Source organism: Burkholderia theae, from assembly GCF_048565265.1.
Lineage (GTDB): Bacteria > Pseudomonadota > Gammaproteobacteria > Burkholderiales > Burkholderiaceae > Burkholderia > Burkholderia theae.
The window spans coordinates 995,021-1,019,499 of the sequence record NZ_CP183462.1 but is presented as its reverse complement, the minus strand read 5'-3'; the positions used below and the strand labels follow the sequence as shown (position 1 = coordinate 1,019,499).

Sequence of the window (24,479 nt, the reverse complement as noted above, 5' to 3'; positions counted from 1 at the left end):
CGCTCCCGATCGAAAGCACGTTATGGTGCACCTACTGTATCTGTATGAAGCCGCAGCCGAACTCCGGCTCTTGCGCTCTCATTCGTGTTCTTCCGCGTGCGTTCCGATGCTACTTCGCGTCGTGGAAAATGACGCCGAGCGTACGCCGCTCGCCGCGGCGCAAGCGGCTCACGCCGTGCCGGAGCACGGCGCGATAGAAACCCCGCGACGACTTTACCGGCCGATGGTTCACCGCAAGAACGACCGCGTCGCCTTGCCGAAGCGGCACCACCTCGGCCCGGCCCGGCTTCTTCGGATCGCTTTCGGTCAACAGGAGCTCGCCGCCGTCGAAATCCCGCCCGGGTTCGTCGAGCAGGAAGATTGCCTGCAACGGGAACACGAACTCGCCGTACAGATCCTGATGCAGGCAGCAATAGTCGTTCTCGCGATAGCGCAACAGCAGTGGCGTCGGCCGGGTCTGTCCTGCGTTACGGCACACGGTCTCGAATTCCGAAAGCGTCGCAGGAAACCGGGTGTCGATCCGCATCAAGCCATGCCAGCGGTTCGCAATGGGCGCCAGGCGTGAATAAAGCGATTCACGCAGTTGACCGACGATGTCGGGCAGCGGTCGTGCGAAATACTTGTATTCGCCGCGGCCGAACGCGTATCGCTCCATCACGATGCGGCTGCGAAAGCGCGCTTCCTGAGGATAGTAGCCGGCTACCTCGCTGCAGAGCGACGGCGCGAGCAGTTTGGGAAGTAGCGCGTACCCGTCGTGCGTCAGGTCTCGCTCGAATGCCGCCCAATCGATCGCTGCGATCCTGGCGTCGACCGACGTGTCGGCTGATTCCCCGTCGACGTCCACAGGATCGGCGTCGAACAACAGCGTTGCCTGTCGGGTCATGCGTGCGGCTCCTTGGTGCGTGTTTTATTTGAATGCGATGCCGTGGCCGCCTTCCACGCCGTGTACTTTTCCGGCAGGCAGACTGCGCACGGACGATAGCCGGCCGCTACGGCGGTCGCTTCGTCTTGAAAGAACACGCGGTGTTTGACGTATTCGCCACGCGCGATTGCCCGCAGCGCGGACCGGCAATCGAGCCGGCCGTAGATACGGTTGCGTCGATGCCCGCCGAGTGTGCCCGGCACGTCGCTGTCGTACGGCTTGCCGTCTCGGCCGATCAGTTTGAATCGCGTGGATGGCGTCACGTTCGCTGTCTTCCAGCCCGTCAACGGGCATTGTGAAACGACAGCTCGACGCCAAGCCGCTCGCCGCCGCGAACGCGGCTGATTGCATGCTTGAGATTGACGCGGTAGTAGCCCTTGGTCCCCTTGAAGGGGCGCTGTGCGGTGCTGATGATCGCGGCATCTCCCAGCGTGAGCGGCACAACCATCGGGCGCGACTGCATGCGCGGGCGCTGTTCGGTGAGCACAAATTCCCCACCCGTGAAGTCCTTGCCGGCCTCACTCAGCAGCACGACGACCTGCATCGGAAAGACGTGCTCGCCATCGCTGTTCTGATGCAACGCCAGATGATCGCCGGCGCCGAGTCGGTTCAGATGAGACAGGGGTTGGCTTTGCCCGTCGTCGCTGTTACGCCGCAGGAATGCGTTCAATTCCAATGGATATCGATACTCGACACCCAGGATCTCGTTCCAGCGATTGGCGATGGGGGCAAGATCTCGATACAGCGCGGCACGCCAGGACGCCAGCGGCTCCGGCAGTTGCGCACCGAAGCGCAAGATTTCCCCGCGCCCCAACTCGAGCGAATCGAGCGACACGCGCCGCCCCACCCCGTCCTCGCGGATCTGGCGTGCGAGTTCACGAGCCTCGTCGCGGTCAAATGCACCGCGCAGCAGCGCGTATCCGTCGGAATCGAGTTGCGCGCCGATGTCGATCCAGTCCGGCGCGGCGCAGCTGATGGCAGTTTCGGTCATGTTGAAAGTCATGTTGGGGTTTGAGTTCGGCGCGCTCGAGATTGGGCTTCGCGTCGCAGGCGCTCGCGTTTGCGGTCGACGCCTCGTCGACATGGAAAGGAATGCCTCGAATTTACATGCGACAGCCCCGAGCCGAACTCCATTTCTTGCGGTAGTACTCGCGTACCGCGATGCGATTCACCAACCGGGGAATCGTGCGATCAACCTGATCCAGATCGTCAGGCACCCGGCGTCGTGCATGTAGCGCAATGCCTCGCTCGCGCGCCACGTGCACGGTACCCGTCGTAACCAAATGGAATCGGCGCCGGACCGGTACATCCACACGATCGTCGCCGCCATCATTTGTTGCTCCGGGGCCATCGCGCGAAAACCGGCCCGCCACGCGGCCATTTCTGCCGGATGATGTTCCCCGGATCGCTCGTCGTAGGCAGCCGGGCAGATACCCCGATGGAAGTCCCCCTGGCTGCTGGAACAGAACAGCCGTGACAGTCTCAATTCGGTGATCGCCTGCTTCAGGACGGTGAGGAAGTGGGCCGGTGTTCTCATCGCGCTGACGTGCGTTTCGCCGGCCACCGCCTCCAGCGACAGCGCCGCGTGTTCGTCGAGATCCAGCGATCGAGCAACCAGCCGGTCCAATCGCGTTTCGTCCATCGGCGTCGGAATTTGAGCCTGTGCGTGCAGCACGTGCAGGATCGCATCGACGTCGCTGTCAGTCTTTTCGCACTCGGTGACGAATTGAGAATCGATGTTCAACACTTCCGGTCTTTGACTTTGTGAACGGGTCATCGCATCCGCTACGTGTGCGATTCGTTTTCTCGTCGAGAACGATATCGGTTTGAGACGGACTATTCGATCCGTTTCTTGCTGCCTAATTTTCCCGTATCGACGCCGTGAAAACTGACGACGATTCGTTGAATGGAACGACAAGAAACGAATAGAAGTGCGCATGCTCGATCGCTATCGTTCGTTCCGAGCGGAGCCACTCCGTCTCTCTATCAACCGAGATCACCAAGGAGTCGAACATGTCGAAGGAAGACGATAACAAGGCAGTCGTCGGTCGCTGGTTCACGAATTTCTGGGGCGAGAAATGCGACCTCCGCATCGTCGACGAAATTGCGGCGCCGGACATGCTGCTGAAGTACTCGCTTCACGAGCCGCGCCGTGGCCGTGAGGATATCAAGGCATTCATGACCGACTTCCGCGCGGCTTTCCCGGATCTCAATTTCTGGGGCGTCACGGATCTGATCGCCGAAGGCGACTACGTGGTCGGTCAGTGGGAAGGTGGCGGCACGCACACGGGCCCGGCGTTCAGCGACTTCCTGATCGGGTCGCTGCCGGCCTCGACCGGCCGGCGGATGCACTTTACCGGGACCACGGTCCTTCGCCTGAAGGACGGTCTGATCGTCGAAGAGCTCGGCCTCGATGACGGTGTGACGGCACTCACGCAACTCGAGCTGATCAAGAAAGCCTGAGCGCGGACACAGTCGGTTCAGCGGTCGGATATCGGCCGTAGCAAACCACGAGCACGGATCGGCCCAAGCCGATTCGTGCTTTTTCAATGCGCGGTGCTTATCCGGTATCTGCCGGCGAAGTTCGACACCAGGAACCCGAGACAACGCTTCGGCGGCGCCGGCTGGATTGCGGCGTTCGGCGCCGTCATGCCGGATCGGAAACGACGGGCAGGCAAATCGCCGGCCAACTGAAATCGACCGGCTAGTCGCTTCCCTGTTCCTTGAGCCGCTTCCGGTGCGCTGCGACCTTCGCTCGATTGCCGCAGATCGCCATGCTGCACCAGCGTCGCGCGTGGCCCCGCGTGTGATCGGCAAACAGCAGCGTACAGCGAGGCCCTTCGCATGCCTTGACGTGCGTGAAATCTTCGTCGCACACCAGTTTCGCCAACGCTTCGGCAATCGGCATCAGCAATGATTCCGGCGACTTCCACCGTCGGTTCACTCGCCACTCGAACGGCGCCGTGCCGCCAACCGAATCCGGGACGATTTCTCCATAACGCTCATCCCGCTCGAGCAGCCGGTTCAACTGTTCGAGCACGGCCAGATCCTCCGCACCCAGCTGCTGCCCTTTCCTGCTCCGCACAAATTCCCTGAACCATTCGCGCAACGCACGCGCATCGCGCGCCACGGCATCGAACTCGGCGGACGAAAACCGGGCCCGCAGCGCGTCGAGTGCCGCGGACGGAACCATGGCCGCCTGCTCCAGCCATGACAGCAACCCGGCGCCATCGCCGATCCAATCGACGGGTTCATCGGCTGGCGTTGCGATCGAGTTCAGGAAGTCGAGGCCTGGCGCATCGGCCACGAATATCGCGGGTGTCCGGCGGTAGTCCATCTCTGATGACGAATAGGTGACGACGACCGAATGGTAACCATCAAAATCCACCTTGACAAGTTACATAATCGGTTTGTAACCTGTGTTTTGCCGTCTGAGCGGTTACATAGGTGGGTGTCGGTCGCAGTGCATCACGGTGAGCACTTTTTTCTTCACGGGAGCTGAACATGTCTGCAAGCAAGGTAAGCGCTGTGCTGGTGCACGGCGCATGGGCCGACGGATCGAGCTGGAGCAAGGTGATCGATCGTCTGATTGTTCAGGGCATTGATGCGGTCGCGGCGCCGCTACCGCTGACATCGCTGACCGACGACGTGGCCGCACTCGATCGAACGCTGGAACGGATCGACGGCCCGGTCGTGCTGGCCGGGCACGCATATGCCGGTGCGGTGATCGGTGCAACGCGCGCTGCCAACGTCGCCGCGCTGGTCTATGTCGCGGCGCTCGCGCCCGATGAAGGCGAAACGGTGGCCGACGTGTTTTATCGCGGCGAGTCGCATCCGCAGGCGCCGCAACTCGCACCCGACTGGCACGGCGAGATCTGGTTGCCGAGGGACGCATTTGCAGCCGCATTTGCGCAACATGCAACGGCGCAGGAGTTGGCGGTGCTTGCAGCGGTCCAGCGGCCGATTGCCGTGCCGTGCATCAGTGAGCCGGTTGCGCGCCCGCTATGGAAAGACCGTCCGAGCTGGTTCCTGGTGGCCGGGCAGGACCGGATGATCCACCCGGACACGCAGCGCTTCATGGCAAAGCGAATGAACGCGCAGGTGCGGCCATCGGATGCGGATCACACGCCGTCCGTCACGGCGCCCGACCTGGTGACCGGGATCGTCGTCGAGGCGATCCGGTCGATTTCGACACGCTGATCGGGCGAACGTATCCGGGCATCCGCGAGCCCGCGCAGGCGCTCGGCTCGATCTCATGACCCGTGTCCACATTTTGCATCGAGGGAAATCATGACAGCCGTTACCTATCACCACGTCGACGTCGACGGTTTCAACGTGTTCTATCGCAAGGCCGGCCAGGAGCACGCACCGAAGCTCCTGCTATTGCACGGCTTCCCGAGTTCGAGCCACATGTTTCGCGACCTGATGCCGAAGCTGGCCGACCGCTTCCAGATCGTCGCACCCGATTTGCCGGGGTTCGGTCAGTCCGACAGGCCGACACACGAACATTTCACGTACACGTTCGACAACATCGCGAACGTCGTCGACCGTTTTACGGAGGTCATCGGTTTCGACCGCTTTGCCGTCTACGTCTTCGACTACGGCGCACCGACCGGTTTCCGGCTTGCACTCAGGCACCCCGAGCGGATCACCGCAATCATTTCGCAGAACGGAAACGCGTACCAGGAAGGGCTGAGCGACGGCTGGAACCCGATCCGCAACTACTGGCAGGACGCGTCGCCCGCCAATCGCGAGGCGCTGCGTACGCTGCTGGCCCCCGAGACGACCGTCTGGCAATACACGCACGGTGTGTCCGCTACGGCGTCCGTGTCGCCGGATGGTTACACGCTCGACAATTTCTACCTCGGCCGGCCCGGCATGGACGAAATCCAGCTCGACCTGTTCCGCGACTATCGAAACAACGTCGCGCTATACCCGGCATTTCAGGACTATTTCCGCACACATCAACCGCCGTTTCTTGCAGTGTGGGGACGTCACGATCCGTTCTTCCTGCCGGCGGGCGCGGAGGCGTTCAAGCGCGACATGCCGCGTGCGGTGGTGCGCTTCTTCGATACCGGTCACTTCGCGCTCGAAACCCATGCGGCGGAGATCGCCGACGCCATTCGCGATTTTCTTCCCCATTGATCGACACCCGTCGAACCCGTTTCCCGCGTTCGTGCGGGCACCTCATTTGATTGCGGAGAGATCATCATGCGTGCCATCGTCCTGGAAAAATTCGGCGGCCTCGACAGCCTCGTCTACAAGGACATGCCCGAGCCCGAAGCGAAGCTCGGACAAGTCGTCATCGAGATCAAGGCGTTCGGGATCAACCACGCCGAGATGCACATGCGCCGGGGCGAATGGGCCGAAGCCGCTCCGGTCAGCGGGATCGAATGCGTGGGTATCGTGAAGTCCTGCCCGGGCGGCGAATTCCCGACCGGTGCGAAGGTTGCCGCGTTGATGGGCGGTCTGGGCCGCACCATCAACGGCAGTTATGCCGAATATACGTGCGCGCCGGTCACCAACGTTGCATCGATCGAATCCGACCTGCCGTGGGCGGAACTTGCTGCCATTCCCGAAACGTATGCGACGGCATGGACCTGCCTGTTTCGCAATCTCGCGCTCCGGACGGGCCAGCTGCTTGTCATCCGTGGCGCGACCTCGTCGTTGGGCCAGGCTGCGTTGAAGATGGCAGTCAACGCGGGCGCACGTGTCATCGCGACGACGCGCAATCCCGAGCGATTCGCCCTGCTGGAGAAACTGGGAGCGGAACGCTGCGAGATCGAACGACGCGATCTGTCGAAACACATCGTCGAAGCCGGGCAGATCGACGCGGTGCTGGATCTCGTTGGAAATTCGGTTGTACTCGATTCGCTCGCGATGCTGCGCCGGGACGGTCGTGCGTGCCTGGCCGGATGGCTTGGCGGCCTGGCCCCGATCCCGGATTTCAATCCGTTGCTGCAGATGGCAAGCGGCGTCCATCTGTCCTTCTTCGGCAGTTTCGTCTTCGGGGCGCCCGGCTTTCCGCTGTCGGACGTGCCCTTGCAGGCGATCGCGGCAGATGCCGCCGCCGGACGCCTCGACGTAAAACCTGTCCGTGTCTTCGGCTTCGACGAAATCCATGACGCGCATCGCGTCATGGAGGCCAACGAAGCGATCGGAAAGATGGTTGTCGTCCACTGAAGCCTTCCGCATTCGATGAGGAGCATGGAAATGTCGAACAGGGTCGCCATAGTCACTGGCGCAAGCCAGGGTATCGGTCGCGCCACCGCTTGCAGGCTGGCGCGTGAATTCAGCGCGGTCGCGGTCGTGGCGCGCAACCGGGAAAACCTCGAGCTGACCGCGTCGGAGGTGACGCACGCCGGCGCGGAACCGCTGATCGTCGACGTCGATCTGTCACTGCCGGACGCCGCCGGTCAGGTTGTCGCCTCGACCCTCGCGGCGTTCGGCCGGATCGACGCGTTGCTCAACATCGCGGGCGCGGTGCCGCAAATCGACGTGTTCGAAATGACCGACAGGCAATGGGACGATGGTCTCGCGCTGAAGCTGCACGGTGCGCGGCGACTGACGGTCGCGGCGTGGCCGGCGTTGAAAGCGAGCGCGGGATCGGTCGTGCTGATGTCCGGCAATTCGGCGTTGTTCCCGAAGGCGCCTTATGCAGCGGTGGGCACGATCAACGCAGCCATCGTGGCACTCGCGAAAGCGTTTTCGGATCGCGGCATCGCCGATGGCGTGCAGGTCAACAGCGTACTTCCCGGGCCGGTGATGACCGACCGCCGCCGCTCCTATCTGGAGCACTGGGCGCAGTTGCACGCCATGAGCGTCGAAGACGCAATCACGAGGTTTCCGGCTGAAGCAGGCATTTCGCGTTACGGCACGCCGGAGGACATTGCCGAATTGATGGCGTTCCTCGTGTCGCCGGGCGCGAAGTGGATGACTGGCGCGACGGTCCGCATGGACGGTGGAGAGGTCAAGTCGATCTAGGTTGTTTCGATGCGGACTGGTAAACGGGAGGCATGGGTCGTCATGATTGGTTGAAAGGCAGGCTCTGACGTGCGTAACCGGTTGAGCGGGATTCGGTGGAAAGCGCCGGAATCGGGCTCGGCACGATCCGGCCGGTGCGGTGGCTCCCGGCGCTCGTGGCCCGCTCCGCCACGCCGCTGGCGTCGACGCACGTGCAGGGCTGACCGGCCGCCTTGTCATTTACCTGCCACCGTCGACCGGTAGCGTTCGGGGCTGACCCACGCTATCGACAGACGAATCCGCCATGCAGCGTACGTCGCGCGCCACGCCCAACGTTTATGCGGCCACGTCCCGCGCCCTCGCCGTCAGCCTCGCGATCAACCTGCTGCTGCTCGCCGTCGAGACGGTCGCGGCGTGGTCCGCGCATTCGTCGGGGTTGCTCGCGGACGTCGCGCACGCGGCGATCGACCTCGCGGCCGATGCGCTGATCCTCGTCGCGTGCCGGCTCGACGCGCGCCTGCCGCCGGAGCGGCGCCCGACCTACGAACCGCTCGCGCTCGCGGGCCTCGGCGCGTTGCTCGCCGCGACGGGCGCGCAGATGATCTGGCACGCGATGACCCGGTTCGATACGCCGCCTGTCGTGCAGCCGGTCGCGACGACGCTCGCGCTGGTCGCCGTGACGCTCGCCGGCAAGGCCGCGCTGTCGTACTGGATGCTGCGCAAGGCGCGCGAGACGGGTTCCGCGCTGCTCGAGGCGAGCGGCTGGCATGTGCGGACCGATGCGTTGTCGTCGTTGCTGGCGGCGCTCGCGATGAGCGCGGCGCTGGTCGGTTTCGGCCGTCTCGACGACGTGGCCGCGCTTGCGATCGGCGCACTCGTGATCCGCACGGGCGTTGGGTTCATCCGGCGCGGCTGCGCGCAGTGGCCGGCGCTGGCGGAGTGGGCGAACCGTTCGACGCGCGGGTCGTAAGCGCGGGCGGCATCGTCGGGCATTGTGCCGAGGGGTGAACCTTCCAATACTCGCTATCGGGGATCGGCCGGGCGGAATGACAAAGAGGCTCGCGTGGTGCGAGCCTCTTTTGCGTGATGTCGTCATCGGCAAGCGACGCGTTGCCCCATGCCGATGAATCGCCAGACGAATGCGCCCGGTTCCGATGGTGTTCGGTATCGGCCGCCGCTTACCCGAGCGGCACGACGCTCCCGAGCAGGATCCGCACGAGCGTCGCCTGGCGCGTGACGCCTGTCTTCGAGAAGATCGCACGCAGGTGCGTGCGCGCCGTGTTCTTGCTGATCCCCGATTCGTCCGCCGCTTCCTCGAGCGTCAGCCCGTTCGTCAGCAGCAGCGCGAGCGACGTCTCGGCGGGCGTCAGGTCGAACAGCTTGCGGATGATTTCCTGCGCGCCCTGCGGCTTGCGGTCGGGGTCGCGCAGGAACAGCGTGACGGCCGGCCGCCGCTTGTTGTCCTCCGACCAGTCGGACAGCAGCACCGTGCGCACCAGCAGCCCGAGGCGCGGCTTGTCGAAGCTGCGCGTGATCGGCATCGCCTCGACGGTCGCCGCGGCCGTGCCGTGATGCCCCATCACCGCGTGGCGGATCAGCCGCTTCAACGTGCGGTTCTCCTGCGCGTCGGTAGCCTCGATCGTGCCGCGCGCAATCGTCAGACCGTTGTTCTGCTTGAGGATCTCGTCGGCGACGCTGTTCATGTCGATGATCGTGCCGTTCTCGTCGAGCGCGATCGTGCCGACCTGCATCCGGTCGATCGCGTTCGCATAGATCGACCGTTCGACCTCGGCCGAGTCGAGCCGCGAATGCAGTTCGATCGCACGCTTCAGGTGCGGCAGCAGCAGCGCGCAGATCGCCTTGTCGCGCGCGGAGAACTGCTTCGACGCATGGTTGCGGCACACGCGGAACCGGCACTCGACGCCCGACGGCGTGCGCAGGTCCGCGCCGAGGATATAACGCACGTCCTGCGGCTTCAGGAACTGCTTGTACAGCTCGCTCGACAGCCAGCCCGTGTCGCCGAACACGTCGTCGACCGTCACCACGCGATCGGCCGGCAGGCCGACGAACGGGTCGAGGGAATAGTAGTAATCGTTGTAGGCCGCCTGGCCGTCGCCCGGGACGACCGGGCCGAATTCCGATGCGTGCACGGACAGCGGCGCGCGGCGGTCGCTCGCGGCCGCGCGCAGGATCAGCGTCACGTAGTTCGCCTGCAGCCAGCGGCGGACGAGTTCGAGCGCACCGGCCCACGGCGGCGTCTCCAGCGGCCCCTGGTAGATGCGCGCCATCAGCTCGCTGAAATCCGCGACGCCGACATCGGCCTCGTCACTTGTTGCCTGGCTCTCTTGCGGAGCCCATCTCGTCTCCATCAGCACGCTCCATCCTCCATACGACATGTTTCCAGTGCGACTTGATCTCGCAACCATGATTAGGACGCGTCTAAATTCCGGCGTCATCGGGGGGATTCACTGAATAGTGAGAATTGGCCATCCGGGCGGGCGAACCATCGTCCAATCGGATGATGTGGCGCCCTGCCCGCTGCGCTGGAATGCCCGTCAGGCCGTGCCGGCAAGCGTCCGGCCCGGACTCAGGGAAAACCGCGACACGGGTTTACCTGATTCAGACCGCATCCGATTCAGACAGGAGTTCCCATGCCGCTCGACCCTCAGGCGCAGGCGCTGCTCGCCGCGTTTGCCCAAGCCCCCGCGATCGATTTCGCCCAGCTCACCGTTCCCGCCTACCGTGCGAGCCTCGCCGCGGGCGGCGCCTTCGCGCCCGGCGACGCCGTCGCCGCCGAGGAGGACTGGCAGATTCCCGCCTCGGGCCGGCAGTTGTCCGCGCGGCTGTATCGGCCCGCTGCCGACGGGCCGTTGCCGCTGACCGTGTTCTTCCACGGCGGCGGCTTCGTGTCGTGCGGCATCGATTCGCACGCGAACCTGTGCCGCAGCCTCGCGACACGCGCGCGCACGCTGGTGCTGTCGGTCGACTACCGGCTCGCGCCCGAGGCGCGCTTCCCGGCGGCCGCGCACGACGCGTGCGATGCCGTGCGCTGGGCCGCCGCCAGTGCGCGCGATCTCGGCGCGCGCCCCGGCGCGGTGGCCGTGGCCGGCGACAGCGCCGGCGGCAATCTCGCGGCGGTCGCCGCGCTGCAGTTGCGCGGCTCGGGCATCGGCATCGCGCATCAGTTGCTGCTCTATCCGGTCGTCGATTGCGCGACCGAGCATCCGTCGTATGAATCGCTCGGCGACGGCTACTTCCTGACGGCGGAGATGATGCGCTGGTTCAAGCACCACTATTTCGACGCCGGTGCCGATCGCGCGTCGCCGCTCGCGAGCCCGCTCGCCGCGCCGGACGTCGCGGGCGCGGCACCGGCGACGATCGTCAGCGCCGAATTCGATCCGCTGCGCGACGAAGCCGAAGCGTATGCGCTGCGGCTCGCGCAGGCCGGCACGCCGGTGACGCTCGTGCGCTGGCCCGGCCAGTTGCACGGTTTCGCGAGCATGCTCGGCGCCGTCGATGCGGCCGATCGCGTGCTGACGTTCGGCGCGGACGCGCTGCGCCGCGCATTCGACGCGACGGAGGCGCAATGACGCTCGCCGGCACACTGGAGATCGTCGACGAGCTTCGTGCGGGCCGGATGGTCCTGCTCGTCGACGAAGAGGATCGCGAGAACGAAGGCGATCTCGTGATCGCGGCCGATCACGTGACGCCCGACGCGATCAATTTCATGGCGCGCTTCGGGCGCGGGCTGATCTGCCTGACGCTGACCGCCGAACGCTGCGAGCAACTGCGGTTGCCGCCGATGGCCGATCACAACGGCACGCCGTTCGGCACCGCGTTCACCGTCAGCATCGAGGCGGCCGAAGGCGTGACAACCGGCATTTCGGCGGCCGACCGTGCGCATACGATCCGCGCGGCGGTCCGTGCGGGCGCCCGCCCCGACGATCTGGTGCAGCCCGGCCATGTGTTTCCGATCGCCGCGCGCCCGGGCGGTGTGCTGGTGCGCGCGGGGCACACCGAGGCCGGCTGCGATCTCGCGGCGCTCGCCGGGCTCACGCCCGCGTCGGTGATCTGCGAGGTGATGAACGACGACGGCACGATGGCGCGGCTGCCCGAGCTGAAGGCGTTCGCCGCGCTTCACGGGCTGAAGATCGGCACGATCGCCGACCTGATCCACTACCGCCGCGAGCACGAATCGCTCGTGGAACGCATCGGCGAGCGGCCGCTGCATACGCCGTGGGGACGGTTCCGCGCGATCGAGTACCGAGACACCGTGCACGGCGCGCCGCATCTCGCCCTCGTGCGCGGCGAACCCGATCCGGCAACCCCCGTGCTGACGCGCGTGCACGAATGCCATTCGCTGCTCGACCTGCTCGACGCGGAGCCGTCCGCGCATTCGTGGCCGCTGCACGCCGCGCTGCAGCGGATCGATGCGGCCGGCTGCGGGGTCGCGGTGCTGCTCGACTGCGACATGCGCGGCGACGCGATGCGGATGCCGGCCGGCAATGCGCGGCGCGACGGACGCGTGACGGGGATCGGGTCGCAGATCCTGCGCGACGTCGGCGTGCGGCGGCTGAACGTGCTGTCGAGCCCGTTCCGGCTGCCGGCGCTGTCGGGGCACGACCTGGAGATCATGGCCTTCATCCCGCTCGGGGACGACGATCCGGAAAGCGCGCGCGGTGCGCACGCGAACCCGCTGCGGGCGGCGTGATGCTCGGGTAACGGGCGAGCGTCGTGTGCGGCGCTCGCTGTCGGGCGGGTTGATCGGGTTTTCGCGTAACAGGCGATCGTTTGTTTTTGTGGAATACAGCCCCAAGCCTGTAATTGGCCGCTGCATGCCATCGTTGATGTCTGCTCGGAGGGCCGCTCGCCGCCCTCCGCCATCACGGCTCGTCCACCCGGACGATGCGCGCCCGCACCACCGCCGCACAATGATCGCCGTGCCCATTCCCGACGCCCGCGCCCTCATGGATTCAGCCGACCTCACGACCGCGTTCAGCCCGCTGCAGATCGGCCCGCTGACGCTGCGCAACCGCCTGATCAAATCCGCCACCAACGAAGGCATGACGCCGAACGGCGTGCCGTCGCGCGCGCTCGTCCGTTTTCACGAGCGCATCGCCGAAGGCGGCGCCGCGCTGACGACCGTCGCGTACTGCGCGATCAGCGATGACGGCCGCACGTTCGTCGACCAGGCGCAACTCGATGTGCCAACGGTCCGGCAATTCCGCGCGCTGACCGACGCCGTCCATCGCCACGGTGCGGCCGCCTCCGCGCAGATCACGCATGGCGGCTGCTTCACGTTCCTGCCGTCGCTGTCGACGAAACGGCCGTTGAGCGCCTCGGGCGGCTTCAACAAGGTCGGCGTGATGAGCGGCCGCTTCCTGAAGCAGGCGATGACGCGCGACCAGATGTCGGCGGTCGCCGACGAATTCGCGCAGGCGGCGCGGCATGCACGCGACGCCGGTTTCGATGCGGTCGAGATCCACATGGGGCACGGTTATTTGCTGAGCCAGTTCCTGTCGCCGTTGTACAACCGCCGCCGCGATGAGTACGGCGGCGACGCGGCGCGGCGCGCGGCGTTCCCGGTCGAGGTGTTGCGCCGCGTGCTCGATGCGGTGGGCCGCGATCTCGCCGTCGTCTGCAAGATCGGCGTGACCGAGGGCGTGCGCGGCGGCGGAACGGCCGACGACGCGTGCGAGATCGCGCGGCGGCTCGAAGCCGAAGGCGCACACCTGCTCGTGCTGAGCGGCGGGATGAACGTCGAGTCGGTGTGGCAACTGTTCGGCAGTCCGCTACCCGGCGATGCACGCGCGAACGCCGACAACGCGATCGTGCGCGCCGCGATGGCGCTGCAGAAGCTCACCGAACCGAAGATGGGCGCGTTTCGCGAGATGTATTTCCTCGAACATTCGCGCAAGGTGCGCGCGGCGGTCAGGATGCCGCTTGCCTATCTCGGCGGCGTGCGTTCGCGCGAAAACGTCGAACTGGCGATGCGCGAAGGATTCGATGCGGTCGCGCTCGCACGGGCGCTCGTGTTCGAGCCGGGTTTCGTCAACGGCCTGCGCGACGACCGGCTCGCGCAGTCGGGCTGCACGTCGTGCAACCGCTGTGTCGTGTCGATGTACACGCCGGGCGGCACGGCGTGCGTATTGCGCGAACCGAACGACCCCGCGCCGAACCGGGTACCGGCAGCCGGCGCGTGAGGTTTGATGTATGACGCGTGACGCGGGCGCCGTGGCCGATCAGCCCGCGTCGCGCGCCCGGGCGAGCGCTGCAAGGTTCCCTTCCCCGAACCCGTGGTGCCCCTTGCGCTGCACGATCTCGAAGAAGATCTCGCCCGGCCGGCGCTTGACGAAGGTCTGGAAGAACAGGCGCGGCACGCCGTCGCTGCCGATCTCGCCGTCGACCAGCACCGCGCGGCGGCGCAGCGCGTCGAGATCGACGCCGTGCCCCGGCAGCCGCGCATCGACGTCGTCGTAATAGCGTGCGGGCGGCTCGATGAATTCGACGCCGTTCGCGCGCAGCGCATCGACGCAGGACAGGATGTCGTCGGTGGCCAGCGCGACGTGCTGCACGCCCTCGCCCGGATGGTCGGGCAGATACGCGTGCATCAGCTCGGTGCGCCGCGTGCCTTCCTCGTAGACCGGAATCCGCACCGCGCCGCACGGCGACACCATCACGCGCGAGTCCTCCGACACATGCCAGTGCGCGTCGATTTCGTGGATCTCGCGAAAGTGCAGCAGATCGTGGTAGAAATCCAGCCACTCCCGCATGCGCCCCGCGCCGACCGTTTGCGTGAAATGGTCGACCTGCTGCAGGCCGACGCCCACGCAGTCGAGATCGGTATGCGCGGTCGCGATGTCGATCGGCCGGAAATCGATGTCGAAGATCGAGATGTCGCCGACGCCGCCAAGCTGGCCGTCCTTCCCGCGCCAGCGATCGACGAAATAGAGATGGGAATCGCCGATGCCCTGGATCGCCGGGATCTTCAGCTCGCCGACGCCGACCCGCTCGCCCTCGAACGCCCACGCGCCGAGCTCGATCGCACGCTCGAACGCGCGCCGTGCGCTGGCCACGCGCAGCCCGATCGCGCAGACGCCCATCCCGTACTCCTCCGCGTAGCGCGCGGCGAACGATTCGGGCTCGGCGTTGATCAGGAAATGCATCTGCCCTTGCCGGTACAGCGTGACGTTCTTGCTGACATGCCGCGCGATCGCCTTGAACCCGAGCTGCTCGAAGCGTTGTGCGAGCGCTTCCGGCACAGGCGCCGCGAATTCGACGAATTCGAGGCCGGCCATCCCGAGCGGATTGGCGGCCGGATCGGCGACGGGCGGCGTATCGCTGGACAGGGGGTGGGAATTGCCGGGCATTCCAGTCTCCGGGGGCATGCGGTCCGTGGGGATGACGCCCGTTGCGTGCGGCATGCGCGGCCGATGTGGCGGCCGGGCCTCCGCCCCGAACGGGCGAGTTTTCGATGCTGCAGATTTTAACCAAATCGTTCACGGCGCACACCCTGGCCGAACGGGATATCGTCGCACCGCCTAGTGCAAACCCGGAAAGCGTTCGATAATCGCACGGACTTGAACGATAATCGCGCACTTTGTCCGATTGGCCAATTGCCGCCGTACGGCGCGCGCCCTATTCTCCGTTCACCCATCGACTTCAATGCAGCATCGGACGCGGCGCCGCCACGATCAACGATGCGCCGTACCAGGAGACATCGCAATGACCCCAACCTTCGACACCCTCGACGCCGCTGCCGGCGCCCGCGCGCGCAGCCAGGCCCGCAAGGCCGCGATCGGCAGCTTCGTCGGCGCTGTCGTCGACTGGTACGACTTCCTGCTGTACGGGATCGTCGCCGCGCTGGTATTCAATTCCGAGTTCTTCCCGAAAGTCAGCCCGACGATGGGCACGCTCGCGGCGTTCGCGACGTTCGGCGTCGGCTTCCTGTTCCGGCCGCTCGGCGGCGTCGTGTTCGGTCACTACGGCGATCGGCTCGGCCGCAAGCGGATGCTCGTGCTGACCGTGATGCTGATGGGGCTGTCGACCGTCGCGATCGGCCTGCTGCCGGCATTCTCGACGATCGGCTGGTGGGCGCCGGTGCTGCTGGTGCTGATGCGCGCGGTCCAGGGTTTCGCGGTCGGCGGCGAATGGGGCGGCGCGGCGCTGATGGCCGTCGAAAGCGCACCGAAGCAAAAGAAGGCGTTCTACAGCAGCGGCGTGCAGGTCGGCTACGGTGTCGGGCTCGTGCTGGCCACGGGCATCGTGTCGATCCTGAGCCACACGCTCGGCGAAGCCGCGTTCAAGTCGTGGGGCTGGCGCCTGCCGTTCGTGTTCAGCATCGTGCTCGTGCTGATCGGGCTGTGGGTGCGCAAGAACATGGACGAGTCGCAGGAATTCGTCGAGAAGGTCGAACACGGCAACCGCAAGCTGCGCCTGCCGGTGCTGGAAGCGTTAACGCGCCATCCGAAGGCGTTCCTGCTGATCATCGCGCTGCGGCTCGCCGAACTGTTCACGATGTATATCGTCACCGCGTTCGCGCTCAGCTATTCGACGACGAACCTCGGCATGTCGCGCGACCTGTTCCTGAACATCGGGCTGCTGGTCGGCGCGGTGAGCTGTGTGACGATCCCGTGCTTCGCGTGGCTGGCCGACCGCTACGGCCTGCGCCGCATCTACCTGATCGGCGCGCTGATCGGGCTCGCGTCCGCGGTGCCGTTCTTCGTCGCGCTCGAGGCGCGGTCGATCGCGTGGATCGTGATCTTCTCGATCCTGCTCGCGAATGCCGCGCACGACATGGTCGTGAGCGTCCGGCAGCCGCTGTTCACCGAGCTGTTCGGCGCCGAATACCGCTACAGCGGCGCGGGCGTCGGCTACCAGTTCGCGAGCGTCGTCGGCGGCGGGTTCACGCCGTTCATCGCGGTTGGCCTCGTCAGCGTGGCTGGTGGCTCGTGGCACCTCGTCGCCGGTTATCTCGCGGTGGGTTGCCTGATCTCGCTGGTGGTCGCCGCGCGGATGCGGGCGGCGCAGTGACGACCTGACCGGATGGCCGACCCGACTCGCGGCCGGCCATCTCTCCGCACGTCGGCCGGTGGCCGCACATCTGCATCGCGGGCGCGACGTCAAACACTGTCAGTTACGCGCGCCAATCCCCCATTTCCCCTCTGAACATTCCACGCCGCCCGCCGACCAATGGCATCATATGGGCCTACGTCAGTCACCGATACGCCCCCATATCATGTCGAATCTCATCGTCCACGGCGGCACTCCGCTGCGCGGGGACATCAAGCCGTCCGCGAACAAGAACGCCGTCCTGCCGATTCTGTGCGCCACCCTGTTGACCGATCAGCCGCTGCGCCTCATCGGCGTGCCGGACATCACCGATGTGCGCAAGATTCTCGACATCTTCCGCACGCTCGGCAGCGACGTGTCGGTCGACTTCACGACGGGCCTGCTCGAACTCCACCATCGCAACACGAAGTTCGATCCGGCCGTCCACCGCCTGCCCGAGGCGATGCGCTCGTCGATCATGCTGATTCCGCCGCTGCTCGCGCGCTTCGGTGTCGCGCGTCTCGAGAACGACGTGAAAGGCTGCACGCTCGGCGTGCGCGAGATCGATCCGCACGTCGAGGTGTTCGAGCGTTTCGGCGCGCACATCGAGCGCACGTCCGATTCGCTGATCGTCCGCACCGACGGCCCGCTGACGGCCAACGATCACTGGTTCGACTACGCGTCGGTGACGACCACCGAGAACTTCGCGTTGTGCGCGACGACGGCGAGCGGCACGTCGACGCTGATGAACGCGGCGTCCGAGCCGCACGTGCAGGAGTTCTGCCAGTTCCTCGCGATGATCGGCGTCACGATCGAGGGCATCGGCACGTCGCGGCTCTGCGTGACGGGCGGCGGCAAGCTCGGCGGCGGCGAGTTCCGCTTCGCCGAGGATTTCCACGAGATCGCGACGTTCCTCGCGCTCGGCGCGATCACGGGCGGCGACATCACGGTGCGCAACTCGTCGCCCGAGCATTTCCCGCTGATCGACCGCACGTTCGCGAAGTTCGGCGTGAACGTCACGCACCGCGACGGCTGGTCGCGCGCGGAACGCGACGGCCCGCTGCGCGTGCGCCGGCCGTTCACGCAGAACATCCTGACCAAGGTCGAAGCCGCGCCGTGGCCGTACCTGCCGGTCGACCTGCTGCCGATCTTCATCGCGCTCGGCGTGCGCGCGGAAGGCAGCGCGATGTTCTGGAACAAGGTCTACGACGGCGCGCTCGGCTGGTCCGGCGAACTGTCGAAGTTCGGCGCGCACGTGCTGCTGTCCGATCCGCACCGGCTGATCACGTTCGGCGGGCTGCAACTGACGCCGGCGCGCGTCGAGAGCCCGTACATCATCCGCGTCGCGATCGCGCTGCTAATGGTGGCCGCGAGCATCGAAGGCCGCTCGGAAATCATGAATGCGCTGCCGATCCGCCGCGCGCATCCGCACTTCGTCGAGAACCTGCGCTCGGTCGGCGCGAACGTCGAGTGGACGAGCAGCGAGTAAGACCCTGACGGGTGCGGCGCGCGTAACGCGGGCGCTGCACTCACCCGGCGGCTTCGACAAGCCGCCGGCCGCTAGCCGTCCGTGTTTTCCGCCTTTCCCGCAATGGGTGCATCCGGCACACACTCACCGGCCTTGCGCGCCTCAACGCGGTTTCACAAGCGCGATCGTCCCAGCAATACCGCGGAATAGCGGCAACGCTTTCGGCATGTCGTCCACAACCGTCGCGCACGTGAGACTGATCCGGTAGTTCGGCGTATCGCCGAGCGCCATGTACAGCCTGACACGCTCGTGATCGGGCCCGATCTTCGGCCAATACACGGCCTCCTGCCCCTTCACGCCGTCGCCGAGGTCGATCGGCGTCACGCGCTCGATCACGCCGAGGATCGAAATCGTCGATTCGATCGCCGACTTCAGGTTGGCGATCGCTTCCGGTGAATTCAGCGCACGCTGCGGCACGTCGGCCATCGCGAGCGGCTGTGACTTCAGCGCTACCTTGCACAGACTGTCCGACTTCCCCGCGTAGCGAGGCGACGGTTCCGGATTCGTCACGTCGACGATCAGCGGCATCGATGGCCGCGTATGCTGCCCGCCGATCTCCAGCGGCGCCGGCACGGAAAACGACAGCCCCGTCGCGGCATCGCTGAACTGCCACTGGCCGTCCGCATCGGATTGCGCCGAGCCGAGGTCGAAGTTGATCGGCACCACGAGCGGCACGGACGCCTGGCTCATGTCGGGCGAGAACGCCGGCACGTTCCCGCGGCGAAACGCGGCCAGCGCCGCGACATCGAGATCCGCGTAACCCGACGACTGGGCGATTTCCACCTGTGTGACTTCGCCGTCGCGGCCGATCAGCGCTCGCACGCGCACGGTGTACGTACCGGATTGCCGATGACCGGGGCCAACCGGCACGATCAATCGCTTGCCGATGGTTTCCCTGACGGCCGCCGCCCACGCATCCTGCGTGGCCGGTGCCGCCGCATGGGCAGGCAATGCAGCAAGCGCCAGCACCACGGCGTAACGTGCGAGATGGCGGGCGAATTGGTGGTTGTCGACGTTCATTTCCTCGCGCTCGGGCCGAGAGTTCAGCGTCGAATCATACAAGCTCGAACCGGCGAGCCTCGCGACGCGCCCGCAGGCCATTCGATCTGCGCGATAATCGCCCGATTCCGCGCGATCACCGCCCGCAATCGCTCAGTTCCCGACGCTCCCGACGATGAAAAAGCCCGAACTCGACCGACGCGACTGGATTGCCGGCCTCGAAAAAGGCCTGATGATCCTGGAAGCCTTCGACAGCCAGCACGCGCGCATGACGCCCACGCAGGCCGCCGCGCGCACCGGTCTCACGCGCACGGCCGCGCGGCGCTACCTGCTGACGCTCGAATCGCTCGGCTACGTGTACACCGACGGCAAGCTGTACGGCCTCACGCCACGCGTGCTGCGGGTCGGCTGGTCGTACTTCGATTCGGCGCGCCTGCCGCGCACGGTCCAGCCCTATCTGCAGCAACTGAGCGCGTCGCTGAACGAATCGGCATACGTGAGCGTGCTCGACGGATGGGAGCTGGTGTTCATCGCGCGCAACGGCGTGTCGCGCGTGATGACGACCGGCTTCGTGCTCGGCGCGCGCGTGCCGGCGCCGCTCACGTCGCCGGGCGTCGTGCTGCTCGCCCATCATCCCGATCGCGAAGCCGTGCGCGCGTGGCTCGACGACACCGAACTGCCGCCGTTCACGCCGCACACGATCACGAACAAGGCGCGCCTGCTCGAACAGGTCGACCACGCGCGCGACGCGGGTTTCGCGGCAATCGAACAGCAATTGCAGGTCGGCGTGCGCGGGATCGCGGTGCCGCTGAAGAACCGTCACGGCGAAGTGGTCGCCGCGCTGAGCACGAACATGCCGATCGGCACGGAGACGACCGATGCCGCCGTGCGGCGCGTGCTGCCGCACCTGCAGGAAGCCGCGCTCGCGATGCTCAACGTGCTGTAGGAACCTGCGAAGACGGGGCATCCGCACGGCGGAAGCGATTGCGCGGCTTCAACTTCACCCTTACCCGATCCGCCACCAGCGCGGCAGCAGATCGCGCACTTCGCGGCGCCGGTAACGGTCGTCGATCAGATGCACGACACCTTCGTCGTGCTCGGTGCGGATCACGCGCCCGGCCGCCTGCACGACCTTCTGCAGCCCCGGATACAGGTACATGTAGTCGTAGCCATTGCCGAAGCGCGCGTCCATCGCGCGCCGCATCTGCTCGTTGACGTCGTTGACCTGCGGTAGCCCGAGCGTCGCGATGAAGGCGCCGATCAACCGCTCGCCGACCAGGTCCACGCCTTCCGAGAACGCGCCGCCCAGCACCGCGAAACCGACGCCGCGCCCGCCCGCATCGAAGCGCGCGAGAAACGCGTCGCGTTCGTTTTCCGCCATGCCGGGCGCCTGCGCCCACACGGGCACGTCCGGATGGCGCGTCTGCATCAGCGCGACCACCCGCCCCAGGTAGTCGAAGCTGCTCAGGAACCCGAGGTAGTTGCCGGGCCGCGTCGCATACTGCGCGGCGATCAGGTCCGCGATCGGTTCGAGCGAACGATCTCGGTCGCGCCAGCGCGTCGACACGTGGCTCGCGACACGCACCGTCAGTTGCTCTGCGCGGAACGGCCCGTCGACGTCGAGCCAGCCCGTATCGCCGGGCAACCCGAGCGTGTCGCGGTAGAAGTGGAACGGGCTCAGCGTGCCGGAGAACAGCACGGTCGCGCGCGCGGCTTCGTAGCGCGGCGCAAGAAACGCGGCCGGGATCACGTTGCGCACGCACAGCGTCGACTGGACGCGGTGCCGGCGGCGCGCCGACGCGACGCCGTCGAGCGCCGGCTGGCGCGGCATCGGTTCGCCGTGCAGCGTCGCGTCGAAGATCGACGCACTGTCGAACGCGTCGGCGAGCACGCCGAACTGGATCGCCTCGAAATGAAACCGCAGCAGCGCGTCGCCGTTCGCGCGCGGCGCGTCGGTCAGGTGTTCGCCGATCGCCGCGACGAGGTTCTGCACGGCCGACACGATCGGGCCCGGAACGTCCGGATATGCCGCATAGCGCTCGGCCTGCGCGCGATTGATCGTGCCCCACGCGCGGGCGAGCCGGTCGAAGGCCTTGCGCAGCGCGGCGGGCGCGGCTTCGCGCGCGGCCGCGAACGCGAACGGATCGAGCGACGCGCTGTACATCTTGCGCGCGCGATCGAGCAGGTTGTGCGCCTCGTCGACGAGCACGCCGACGCGCCACTGATTCTGCTGCGCGAGCGTGTGCAGCATCGCGCTGCCGTCGTAGTAGTAGTTGTAGTCGCCGATCACCATGTCCGACCAGCGCGCGAGCTCCTGCGCGAGGTAGTACGGGCAGACGTCGTGCGCGAGCGCGGCAGCACGCACCGTGTCGCGATCGAGCAGCCCGGCGCCGATCGCCGCGTCGCGCGCGGCCGGCAGCCGGTCGTAGAAGCCTTGCGCGAGCGGGCACGATTCGCCGTGGCACGCTTTGTCCGGATGCTCGCACGCCTTGTCGCGCGCGACGAGCTCCAGCACGCGCAGCGGCAGCGCGGGCGTGCCGGCGCCGAGCGTCGTCGCCGCTTCGAGCGCGAGCGCGCGGCCGGGCGTCTTCGCGGTCAGGAAGAACACGTGGTCGAGCTCGCCCTCGCCGCACGCCTTCAGCAGCGGGAACACGGTGCCGAGCGTCTTGCCGATGCCGGTCGGCGCCTGCGCCATCAGGCAGCGCTCGTCGCGCGCGGCACGATAGACGGACACCGCCAGCTCGCGCTGGCCGCTGCGGAACTGCCCGTGCGGAAACGCGAGCGCGCGCAGTGCGGCATCGCGCGCGGCGCGATGGGCCGTCTCGCGCTCGGCCCAGCCGACGAAACATGCGCATTGCTCGGCGAAGAACGCCGCGAGCGTGCTCGCGTCCAGCTTTTCCGTCAGCACGGTCTCGCGCTCGGACACGATGTCGAAATACACAAGCGCGACGTCGATTTCGGCGAGACCACGCGCGTCGCACATCAGGTGCGCGTAGACCTTCGCCTGCGCCCAGTGCAGCGCGCGGTGGTTGGCCGGCATCGCGTCGAGGCTGCCGCGATAGGTCTTGATTTCCTCGAGCCGGTTCGACACGGGATCGTAGCCGTCCGCGCGGCCACGCACGGTGAGCGTGCCCCACGTGCCCGTCAGCGCGATCTCGGTTTCGTAGCGTGCGCCGCGGTTCGACGTGACCGCGCCGTGGCCGGCGATGCCTTCGAGCGCGGTTGGCGCGGGCGTAAAGCGCAGGTCGAGATCGCCGCGCCGCGCGGTGAACTCGCACATCGCCCGCACCGCGACGACGTAACTCATGCGGACAGCCCCGCCGCCTCGGCTTGCGCGATGCCCGCGCCGGCCCACTCGACATCGACGACGCGCACCGGAATGCCATGTGCGACGCAATACGCGAGCCAGCGCGTCTGGTTGTCCTGCAGCCGGTCGCCGGGGCCTTTCACTTCGATCAGCTCGTAGCGGCGCTCGCCGGGCCAGAAGCGCACGAGATCGGGCAGCCCCGAGCGGTTGCTGCGGATGTCCGCGAGCAGGCGCGTGAACCACAGCCGCAGGTGCTCGGGCGGCAGGCAGGCGAGCGCCTCGTCGAGCAGTTCGTCGGTCAGCACGCCCCAGAACACGAACGGCGACTGCATCCCCGCCTTCGTCGCGAAATGCCGGCGGATCGTATCGCGATATGCACCCGAATCGAGTTGCGCGAAGCATGCGGCGAACGCGTCCGCACGACGCGCGGCGAAATCGGGTGCATGCAGGTCGGCCGGGCCTCGCTGGAACGGATGGAAAAACGCGCCGGGCACGGCCGCGAACACGGGCTCCCAGCACAGCAGCCCGAACAGCGAATTGATCAGCGTGTTCTCGACGTAATGGACCGGCGAAGCCGGCTGCGCGAGATGGTCGCGCACCGCGAACTCGACGCTGACGAACGCATCGGGACGCGCAAGCACGAGCGTCTCGCGCGGCACGTCCGCCGCGACGGACGCACGTTCGACGCGCTGGCCCAGGCGGCGCTGCAGGCGTGGCAGCATGCGCTCGACGCGCTGGCGCTCCTCGTCGCTCTCGAAGCCGCCGCGCGCATCGAGCGCCAGCGCGAGCGCGTCGTCGTCGCGCCCGCAGCGCTCGAGCACGCGGATGCGCCGAGGGCGGCTGCCGGGCCACGCGCTGCGCGCGTACGCGTCGAGCGCGGCGGCCCAGTCGGCCCGGCGCTCGCACGTCTGCCCGAGCGCGAACAGCAGCTTCGCGCGACGCGTCCCGAGCCACGGCTGCGCGCAGTCCACTGCATCGATCGCGCGCACCAGGTCGTCGAACGGCAGATCTTCCGGCCATACGTCGAGTGCGTCGCGGCACATGTTCAGCGCGAGGTACGCATCGACGTCGCCGCGCTGCTGGAACGCACGCGACGACGGCGCGATCGGCACGCTTTCGTACTGGAACACACCGAGATCGGCGAGCACGAACTCGCTCCAGTCCTGATGGAGATTGCCGAATAACATCAGGCGCAGCCGGTCGCACAGCGCGCCGACCATCACGCGCAGCACGACGTCGCCGGCCTGCGCGCACCATGCGTCGAGCGGTTGCGCGACGTCGTGCGCGGGCCGCAGCCGTTCGAGCCATTCGAGCTTGCGCTCGCCCGCATGCGCGGCGAGCGACGGGAAGATGCGCAGCAGATCGGCCTTGGTCGACAGCGCGAACAGTTCGTCGAGCGTCAGTGCGGGTGCCGGATCGACCCAGCCGAGTTCGACGAGCGGCGCGGCCGCATCGAGCGCGCAGCCGATTTCGTCGTATACGAGCTTGCTGGCACGGAAGTCGGGCCCGTTGCGCATCAGCATCCGCACGAGGAGCGCACGCGACGCCTGCGGCAGCGTCGCGAAATGCCGGACGAACGCGTGCTCGTGCGCGTCGAACAGGTCGTCGTAACGCGCGCCGAGCCAGGCCAGCGCGCGTTCGAAATTGGTCAGGTAGTAAAACGCCGGGGGCGTCGGCGAAACAGGCGTCACGGAGTTTGATCACTGTAC

At 66.7% G+C, this 24,479-nt stretch carries 22 protein-coding genes; 12 read left to right on the top strand and 10 right to left on the bottom strand.

The features are described from left to right. Positions 1-109: 109 nt before the first annotated feature. From ACN22W_RS22070 to ACN22W_RS22055, 4 genes are all read right to left on the bottom strand, one after another. Positions 110-883, bottom strand: coding sequence for a 2OG-Fe(II) oxygenase (locus tag ACN22W_RS22070; RefSeq protein WP_419689406.1), 774 nt, complete (start codon positions 881-883; stop codon positions 110-112). After that, a complete protein-coding gene (locus tag ACN22W_RS22065) occupies positions 880-1,185 on the bottom strand; it encodes an Ada metal-binding domain-containing protein (protein WP_419689405.1) in 306 nt (101 codons plus the stop codon). The genes ACN22W_RS22070 and ACN22W_RS22065 overlap by 4 nt, the downstream gene beginning before the upstream one ends. Positions 1,186-1,205: 20 nt before the next feature. Next, on the bottom strand, positions 1,206-1,925 hold the full coding sequence (locus ACN22W_RS22060; RefSeq protein ID WP_419689404.1) for a 2OG-Fe(II) oxygenase: 720 nt from the start codon (positions 1,923-1,925) through the stop codon (positions 1,206-1,208). 165 nt (positions 1,926-2,090) lie between these two features. Next, positions 2,091-2,699, bottom strand: coding sequence for a hypothetical protein (locus ACN22W_RS22055; protein ID WP_419689403.1), 609 nt, complete (start codon positions 2,697-2,699; stop codon positions 2,091-2,093). A 236-nt stretch (positions 2,700-2,935) separates the two neighbouring features. Here ACN22W_RS22055 and ACN22W_RS22050 point away from each other — a divergent pair, with 236 nt between their 5' ends. Continuing rightward, entirely contained in the window at positions 2,936-3,385 is a 450-nt protein-coding gene (locus tag ACN22W_RS22050) for an ester cyclase (RefSeq protein ID WP_048244493.1), read from the top strand. 241 nt (positions 3,386-3,626) lie between these two features. On the opposite strand, the gene ACN22W_RS22045 is transcribed toward ACN22W_RS22050, so the two are convergent. Then, on the bottom strand, positions 3,627-4,259 hold the full coding sequence (locus tag ACN22W_RS22045) for a CGNR zinc finger domain-containing protein (RefSeq protein WP_419689879.1): 633 nt from the start codon (positions 4,257-4,259) through the stop codon (positions 3,627-3,629). Positions 4,260-4,426: 167 nt separating this feature from the next. Between ACN22W_RS22045 and ACN22W_RS22040 the strand changes: the two genes are divergently transcribed. From ACN22W_RS22040 to ACN22W_RS22020, 5 genes are all read left to right on the top strand, one after another. Beyond that, positions 4,427-5,122: an alpha/beta hydrolase gene (locus ACN22W_RS22040; protein ID WP_419689402.1), complete on the top strand. Its 696-nt coding sequence runs from the start codon at positions 4,427-4,429 to the stop codon at positions 5,120-5,122. Between the two features lie 90 nt (positions 5,123-5,212). Continuing rightward, complete coding sequence (locus ACN22W_RS22035) at positions 5,213-6,067, top strand: alpha/beta fold hydrolase (protein ID WP_419689401.1); 855 nt, start codon at positions 5,213-5,215, stop codon at positions 6,065-6,067. Between the two features lie 66 nt (positions 6,068-6,133). Then, positions 6,134-7,105, top strand: a complete 972-nt coding sequence (locus tag ACN22W_RS22030; RefSeq protein WP_419689400.1) for a zinc-binding alcohol dehydrogenase family protein — start codon at positions 6,134-6,136, stop codon at positions 7,103-7,105. A gap of 24 nt (positions 7,106-7,129) precedes the next feature. Beyond that, the gene (locus ACN22W_RS22025; RefSeq protein ID WP_419689399.1) at positions 7,130-7,906 is read left to right on the top strand and encodes an SDR family oxidoreductase; all 777 of its coding nucleotides are present in this window, start codon (positions 7,130-7,132) and stop codon (positions 7,904-7,906) included. Between the two features lie 283 nt (positions 7,907-8,189). Beyond that, on the top strand, positions 8,190-8,855 hold the full coding sequence (locus ACN22W_RS22020; protein ID WP_419689398.1) for a cation diffusion facilitator family transporter: 666 nt from the start codon (positions 8,190-8,192) through the stop codon (positions 8,853-8,855). A gap of 208 nt (positions 8,856-9,063) precedes the next feature. Here ACN22W_RS22020 and ACN22W_RS22015 read toward each other — a convergent pair whose 3' ends face one another. Beyond that, on the bottom strand, positions 9,064-10,254 hold the full coding sequence (locus ACN22W_RS22015; RefSeq protein ID WP_129514887.1) for a helix-turn-helix transcriptional regulator: 1,191 nt from the start codon (positions 10,252-10,254) through the stop codon (positions 9,064-9,066). A gap of 282 nt (positions 10,255-10,536) precedes the next feature. On the opposite strand from ACN22W_RS22015, the gene ACN22W_RS22010 reads away from it, so the two are divergent. The 3 genes from ACN22W_RS22010 (at position 10,537) to ACN22W_RS22000 (ending at position 14,088) form a co-directional block, all read left to right on the top strand. Further along, positions 10,537-11,475, top strand: a complete 939-nt coding sequence (locus tag ACN22W_RS22010; RefSeq protein ID WP_419689397.1) for an alpha/beta hydrolase — start codon at positions 10,537-10,539, stop codon at positions 11,473-11,475. Beyond that, the gene (ribBA, locus tag ACN22W_RS22005) at positions 11,472-12,596 is read left to right on the top strand and encodes a bifunctional 3,4-dihydroxy-2-butanone-4-phosphate synthase/GTP cyclohydrolase II (RefSeq protein ID WP_419689396.1); all 1,125 of its coding nucleotides are present in this window, start codon (positions 11,472-11,474) and stop codon (positions 12,594-12,596) included. Before ACN22W_RS22010 ends, ribBA begins: the two co-directional genes overlap by 4 nt. A gap of 256 nt (positions 12,597-12,852) precedes the next feature. Beyond that, positions 12,853-14,088 (top strand): NADH:flavin oxidoreductase, encoded by a 1,236-nt coding sequence (locus ACN22W_RS22000; RefSeq protein ID WP_419689395.1) that lies wholly within the window; start codon positions 12,853-12,855, stop codon positions 14,086-14,088. A gap of 39 nt (positions 14,089-14,127) precedes the next feature. Here ACN22W_RS22000 and ACN22W_RS21995 read toward each other — a convergent pair whose 3' ends face one another. Beyond that, positions 14,128-15,255 carry a 4-hydroxyphenylpyruvate dioxygenase family protein gene (locus ACN22W_RS21995; RefSeq protein ID WP_343493858.1) on the bottom strand — a complete coding sequence of 376 codons (1,128 nt, stop codon included), beginning with the start codon at positions 15,253-15,255 and terminating at the stop codon, positions 14,128-14,130. Positions 15,256-15,610: 355 nt separating this feature from the next. Between ACN22W_RS21995 and shiA the strand changes: the two genes are divergently transcribed. Then, positions 15,611-16,918 (top strand): shikimate transporter, encoded by a 1,308-nt coding sequence (shiA, locus tag ACN22W_RS21990; protein WP_419689394.1) that lies wholly within the window; start codon positions 15,611-15,613, stop codon positions 16,916-16,918. A 205-nt stretch (positions 16,919-17,123) separates the two neighbouring features. Further along, positions 17,124-18,425: a UDP-N-acetylglucosamine 1-carboxyvinyltransferase gene (locus ACN22W_RS21985; protein WP_129514881.1), complete on the top strand. Its 1,302-nt coding sequence runs from the start codon at positions 17,124-17,126 to the stop codon at positions 18,423-18,425. Positions 18,426-18,566: 141 nt separating this feature from the next. Here the strand turns inward: ACN22W_RS21985 and ACN22W_RS21980 are convergent, their stop codons facing one another. Continuing rightward, positions 18,567-19,484 carry a TonB family protein gene (locus tag ACN22W_RS21980; protein WP_419689393.1) on the bottom strand — a complete coding sequence of 306 codons (918 nt, stop codon included), beginning with the start codon at positions 19,482-19,484 and terminating at the stop codon, positions 18,567-18,569. A 154-nt stretch (positions 19,485-19,638) separates the two neighbouring features. Here ACN22W_RS21980 and ACN22W_RS21975 point away from each other — a divergent pair, with 154 nt between their 5' ends. Then, a complete protein-coding gene (locus ACN22W_RS21975; protein ID WP_072436791.1) occupies positions 19,639-20,409 on the top strand; it encodes an IclR family transcriptional regulator domain-containing protein in 771 nt (256 codons plus the stop codon). 60 nt (positions 20,410-20,469) lie between these two features. Here the strand turns inward: ACN22W_RS21975 and ACN22W_RS21970 are convergent, their stop codons facing one another. Together ACN22W_RS21970 and ACN22W_RS21965 are read right to left on the bottom strand one after the other, a co-directional pair. After that, positions 20,470-22,770, bottom strand: coding sequence for an ATP-dependent DNA helicase (locus tag ACN22W_RS21970; protein WP_419689392.1), 2,301 nt, complete (start codon positions 22,768-22,770; stop codon positions 20,470-20,472). Then, positions 22,767-24,461, bottom strand: a complete 1,695-nt coding sequence (locus tag ACN22W_RS21965) for a VRR-NUC domain-containing protein (protein ID WP_419689391.1) — start codon at positions 24,459-24,461, stop codon at positions 22,767-22,769. The genes ACN22W_RS21970 and ACN22W_RS21965 overlap by 4 nt, the downstream gene beginning before the upstream one ends. Between the last annotated feature and the right edge of the window lie 18 nt (positions 24,462-24,479).

Bases quoted from the DNA above. Each gene is read 5' to 3' on its own strand.
- ACN22W_RS22070 (WP_419689406.1), bottom strand. From the start codon at position 883: ATGACCCGACAGGCAACGCTGTTGTTCGACGCCGATCCTGTGGACGTC.
- ACN22W_RS22060 (WP_419689404.1), bottom strand. From the start codon at position 1,925: ATGACTTTCAACATGACCGAAACTGCCATCAGCTGCGCCGCGCCGGAC.
- ACN22W_RS22055 (WP_419689403.1), bottom strand. From the start codon at position 2,699: ATGACCCGTTCACAAAGTCAAAGACCGGAAGTGTTGAACATCGATTCT.
- ACN22W_RS22050 (WP_048244493.1), top strand. From the start codon at position 2,936: ATGTCGAAGGAAGACGATAACAAGGCAGTCGTCGGTCGCTGGTTCACG.
- ACN22W_RS22045 (WP_419689879.1), bottom strand. From the start codon at position 4,259: ATGGACTACCGCCGGACACCCGCGATATTCGTGGCCGATGCGCCAGGC.
- ACN22W_RS22040 (WP_419689402.1), top strand. From the start codon at position 4,427: ATGTCTGCAAGCAAGGTAAGCGCTGTGCTGGTGCACGGCGCATGGGCC.
- ACN22W_RS22035 (WP_419689401.1), top strand. From the start codon at position 5,213: ATGACAGCCGTTACCTATCACCACGTCGACGTCGACGGTTTCAACGTG.
- ACN22W_RS22030 (WP_419689400.1), top strand. From the start codon at position 6,134: ATGCGTGCCATCGTCCTGGAAAAATTCGGCGGCCTCGACAGCCTCGTC.
- ACN22W_RS22025 (WP_419689399.1), top strand. From the start codon at position 7,130: ATGGAAATGTCGAACAGGGTCGCCATAGTCACTGGCGCAAGCCAGGGT.
- ACN22W_RS22020 (WP_419689398.1), top strand. From the start codon at position 8,190: ATGCAGCGTACGTCGCGCGCCACGCCCAACGTTTATGCGGCCACGTCC.
- ACN22W_RS22015 (WP_129514887.1), bottom strand. From the start codon at position 10,254: ATGGAGACGAGATGGGCTCCGCAAGAGAGCCAGGCAACAAGTGACGAG.
- ACN22W_RS22010 (WP_419689397.1), top strand. From the start codon at position 10,537: ATGCCGCTCGACCCTCAGGCGCAGGCGCTGCTCGCCGCGTTTGCCCAA.
- ribBA (WP_419689396.1), top strand. From the start codon at position 11,472: ATGACGCTCGCCGGCACACTGGAGATCGTCGACGAGCTTCGTGCGGGC.
- ACN22W_RS22000 (WP_419689395.1), top strand. From the start codon at position 12,853: ATGGATTCAGCCGACCTCACGACCGCGTTCAGCCCGCTGCAGATCGGC.
- ACN22W_RS21995 (WP_343493858.1), bottom strand. From the start codon at position 15,255: ATGCCCGGCAATTCCCACCCCCTGTCCAGCGATACGCCGCCCGTCGCC.
- shiA (WP_419689394.1), top strand. From the start codon at position 15,611: ATGACCCCAACCTTCGACACCCTCGACGCCGCTGCCGGCGCCCGCGCG.
- ACN22W_RS21985 (WP_129514881.1), top strand. From the start codon at position 17,124: ATGTCGAATCTCATCGTCCACGGCGGCACTCCGCTGCGCGGGGACATC.
- ACN22W_RS21980 (WP_419689393.1), bottom strand. From the start codon at position 19,484: ATGAACGTCGACAACCACCAATTCGCCCGCCATCTCGCACGTTACGCC.
- ACN22W_RS21975 (WP_072436791.1), top strand. From the start codon at position 19,639: ATGAAAAAGCCCGAACTCGACCGACGCGACTGGATTGCCGGCCTCGAA.
- ACN22W_RS21970 (WP_419689392.1), bottom strand. From the start codon at position 22,770: ATGAGTTACGTCGTCGCGGTGCGGGCGATGTGCGAGTTCACCGCGCGG.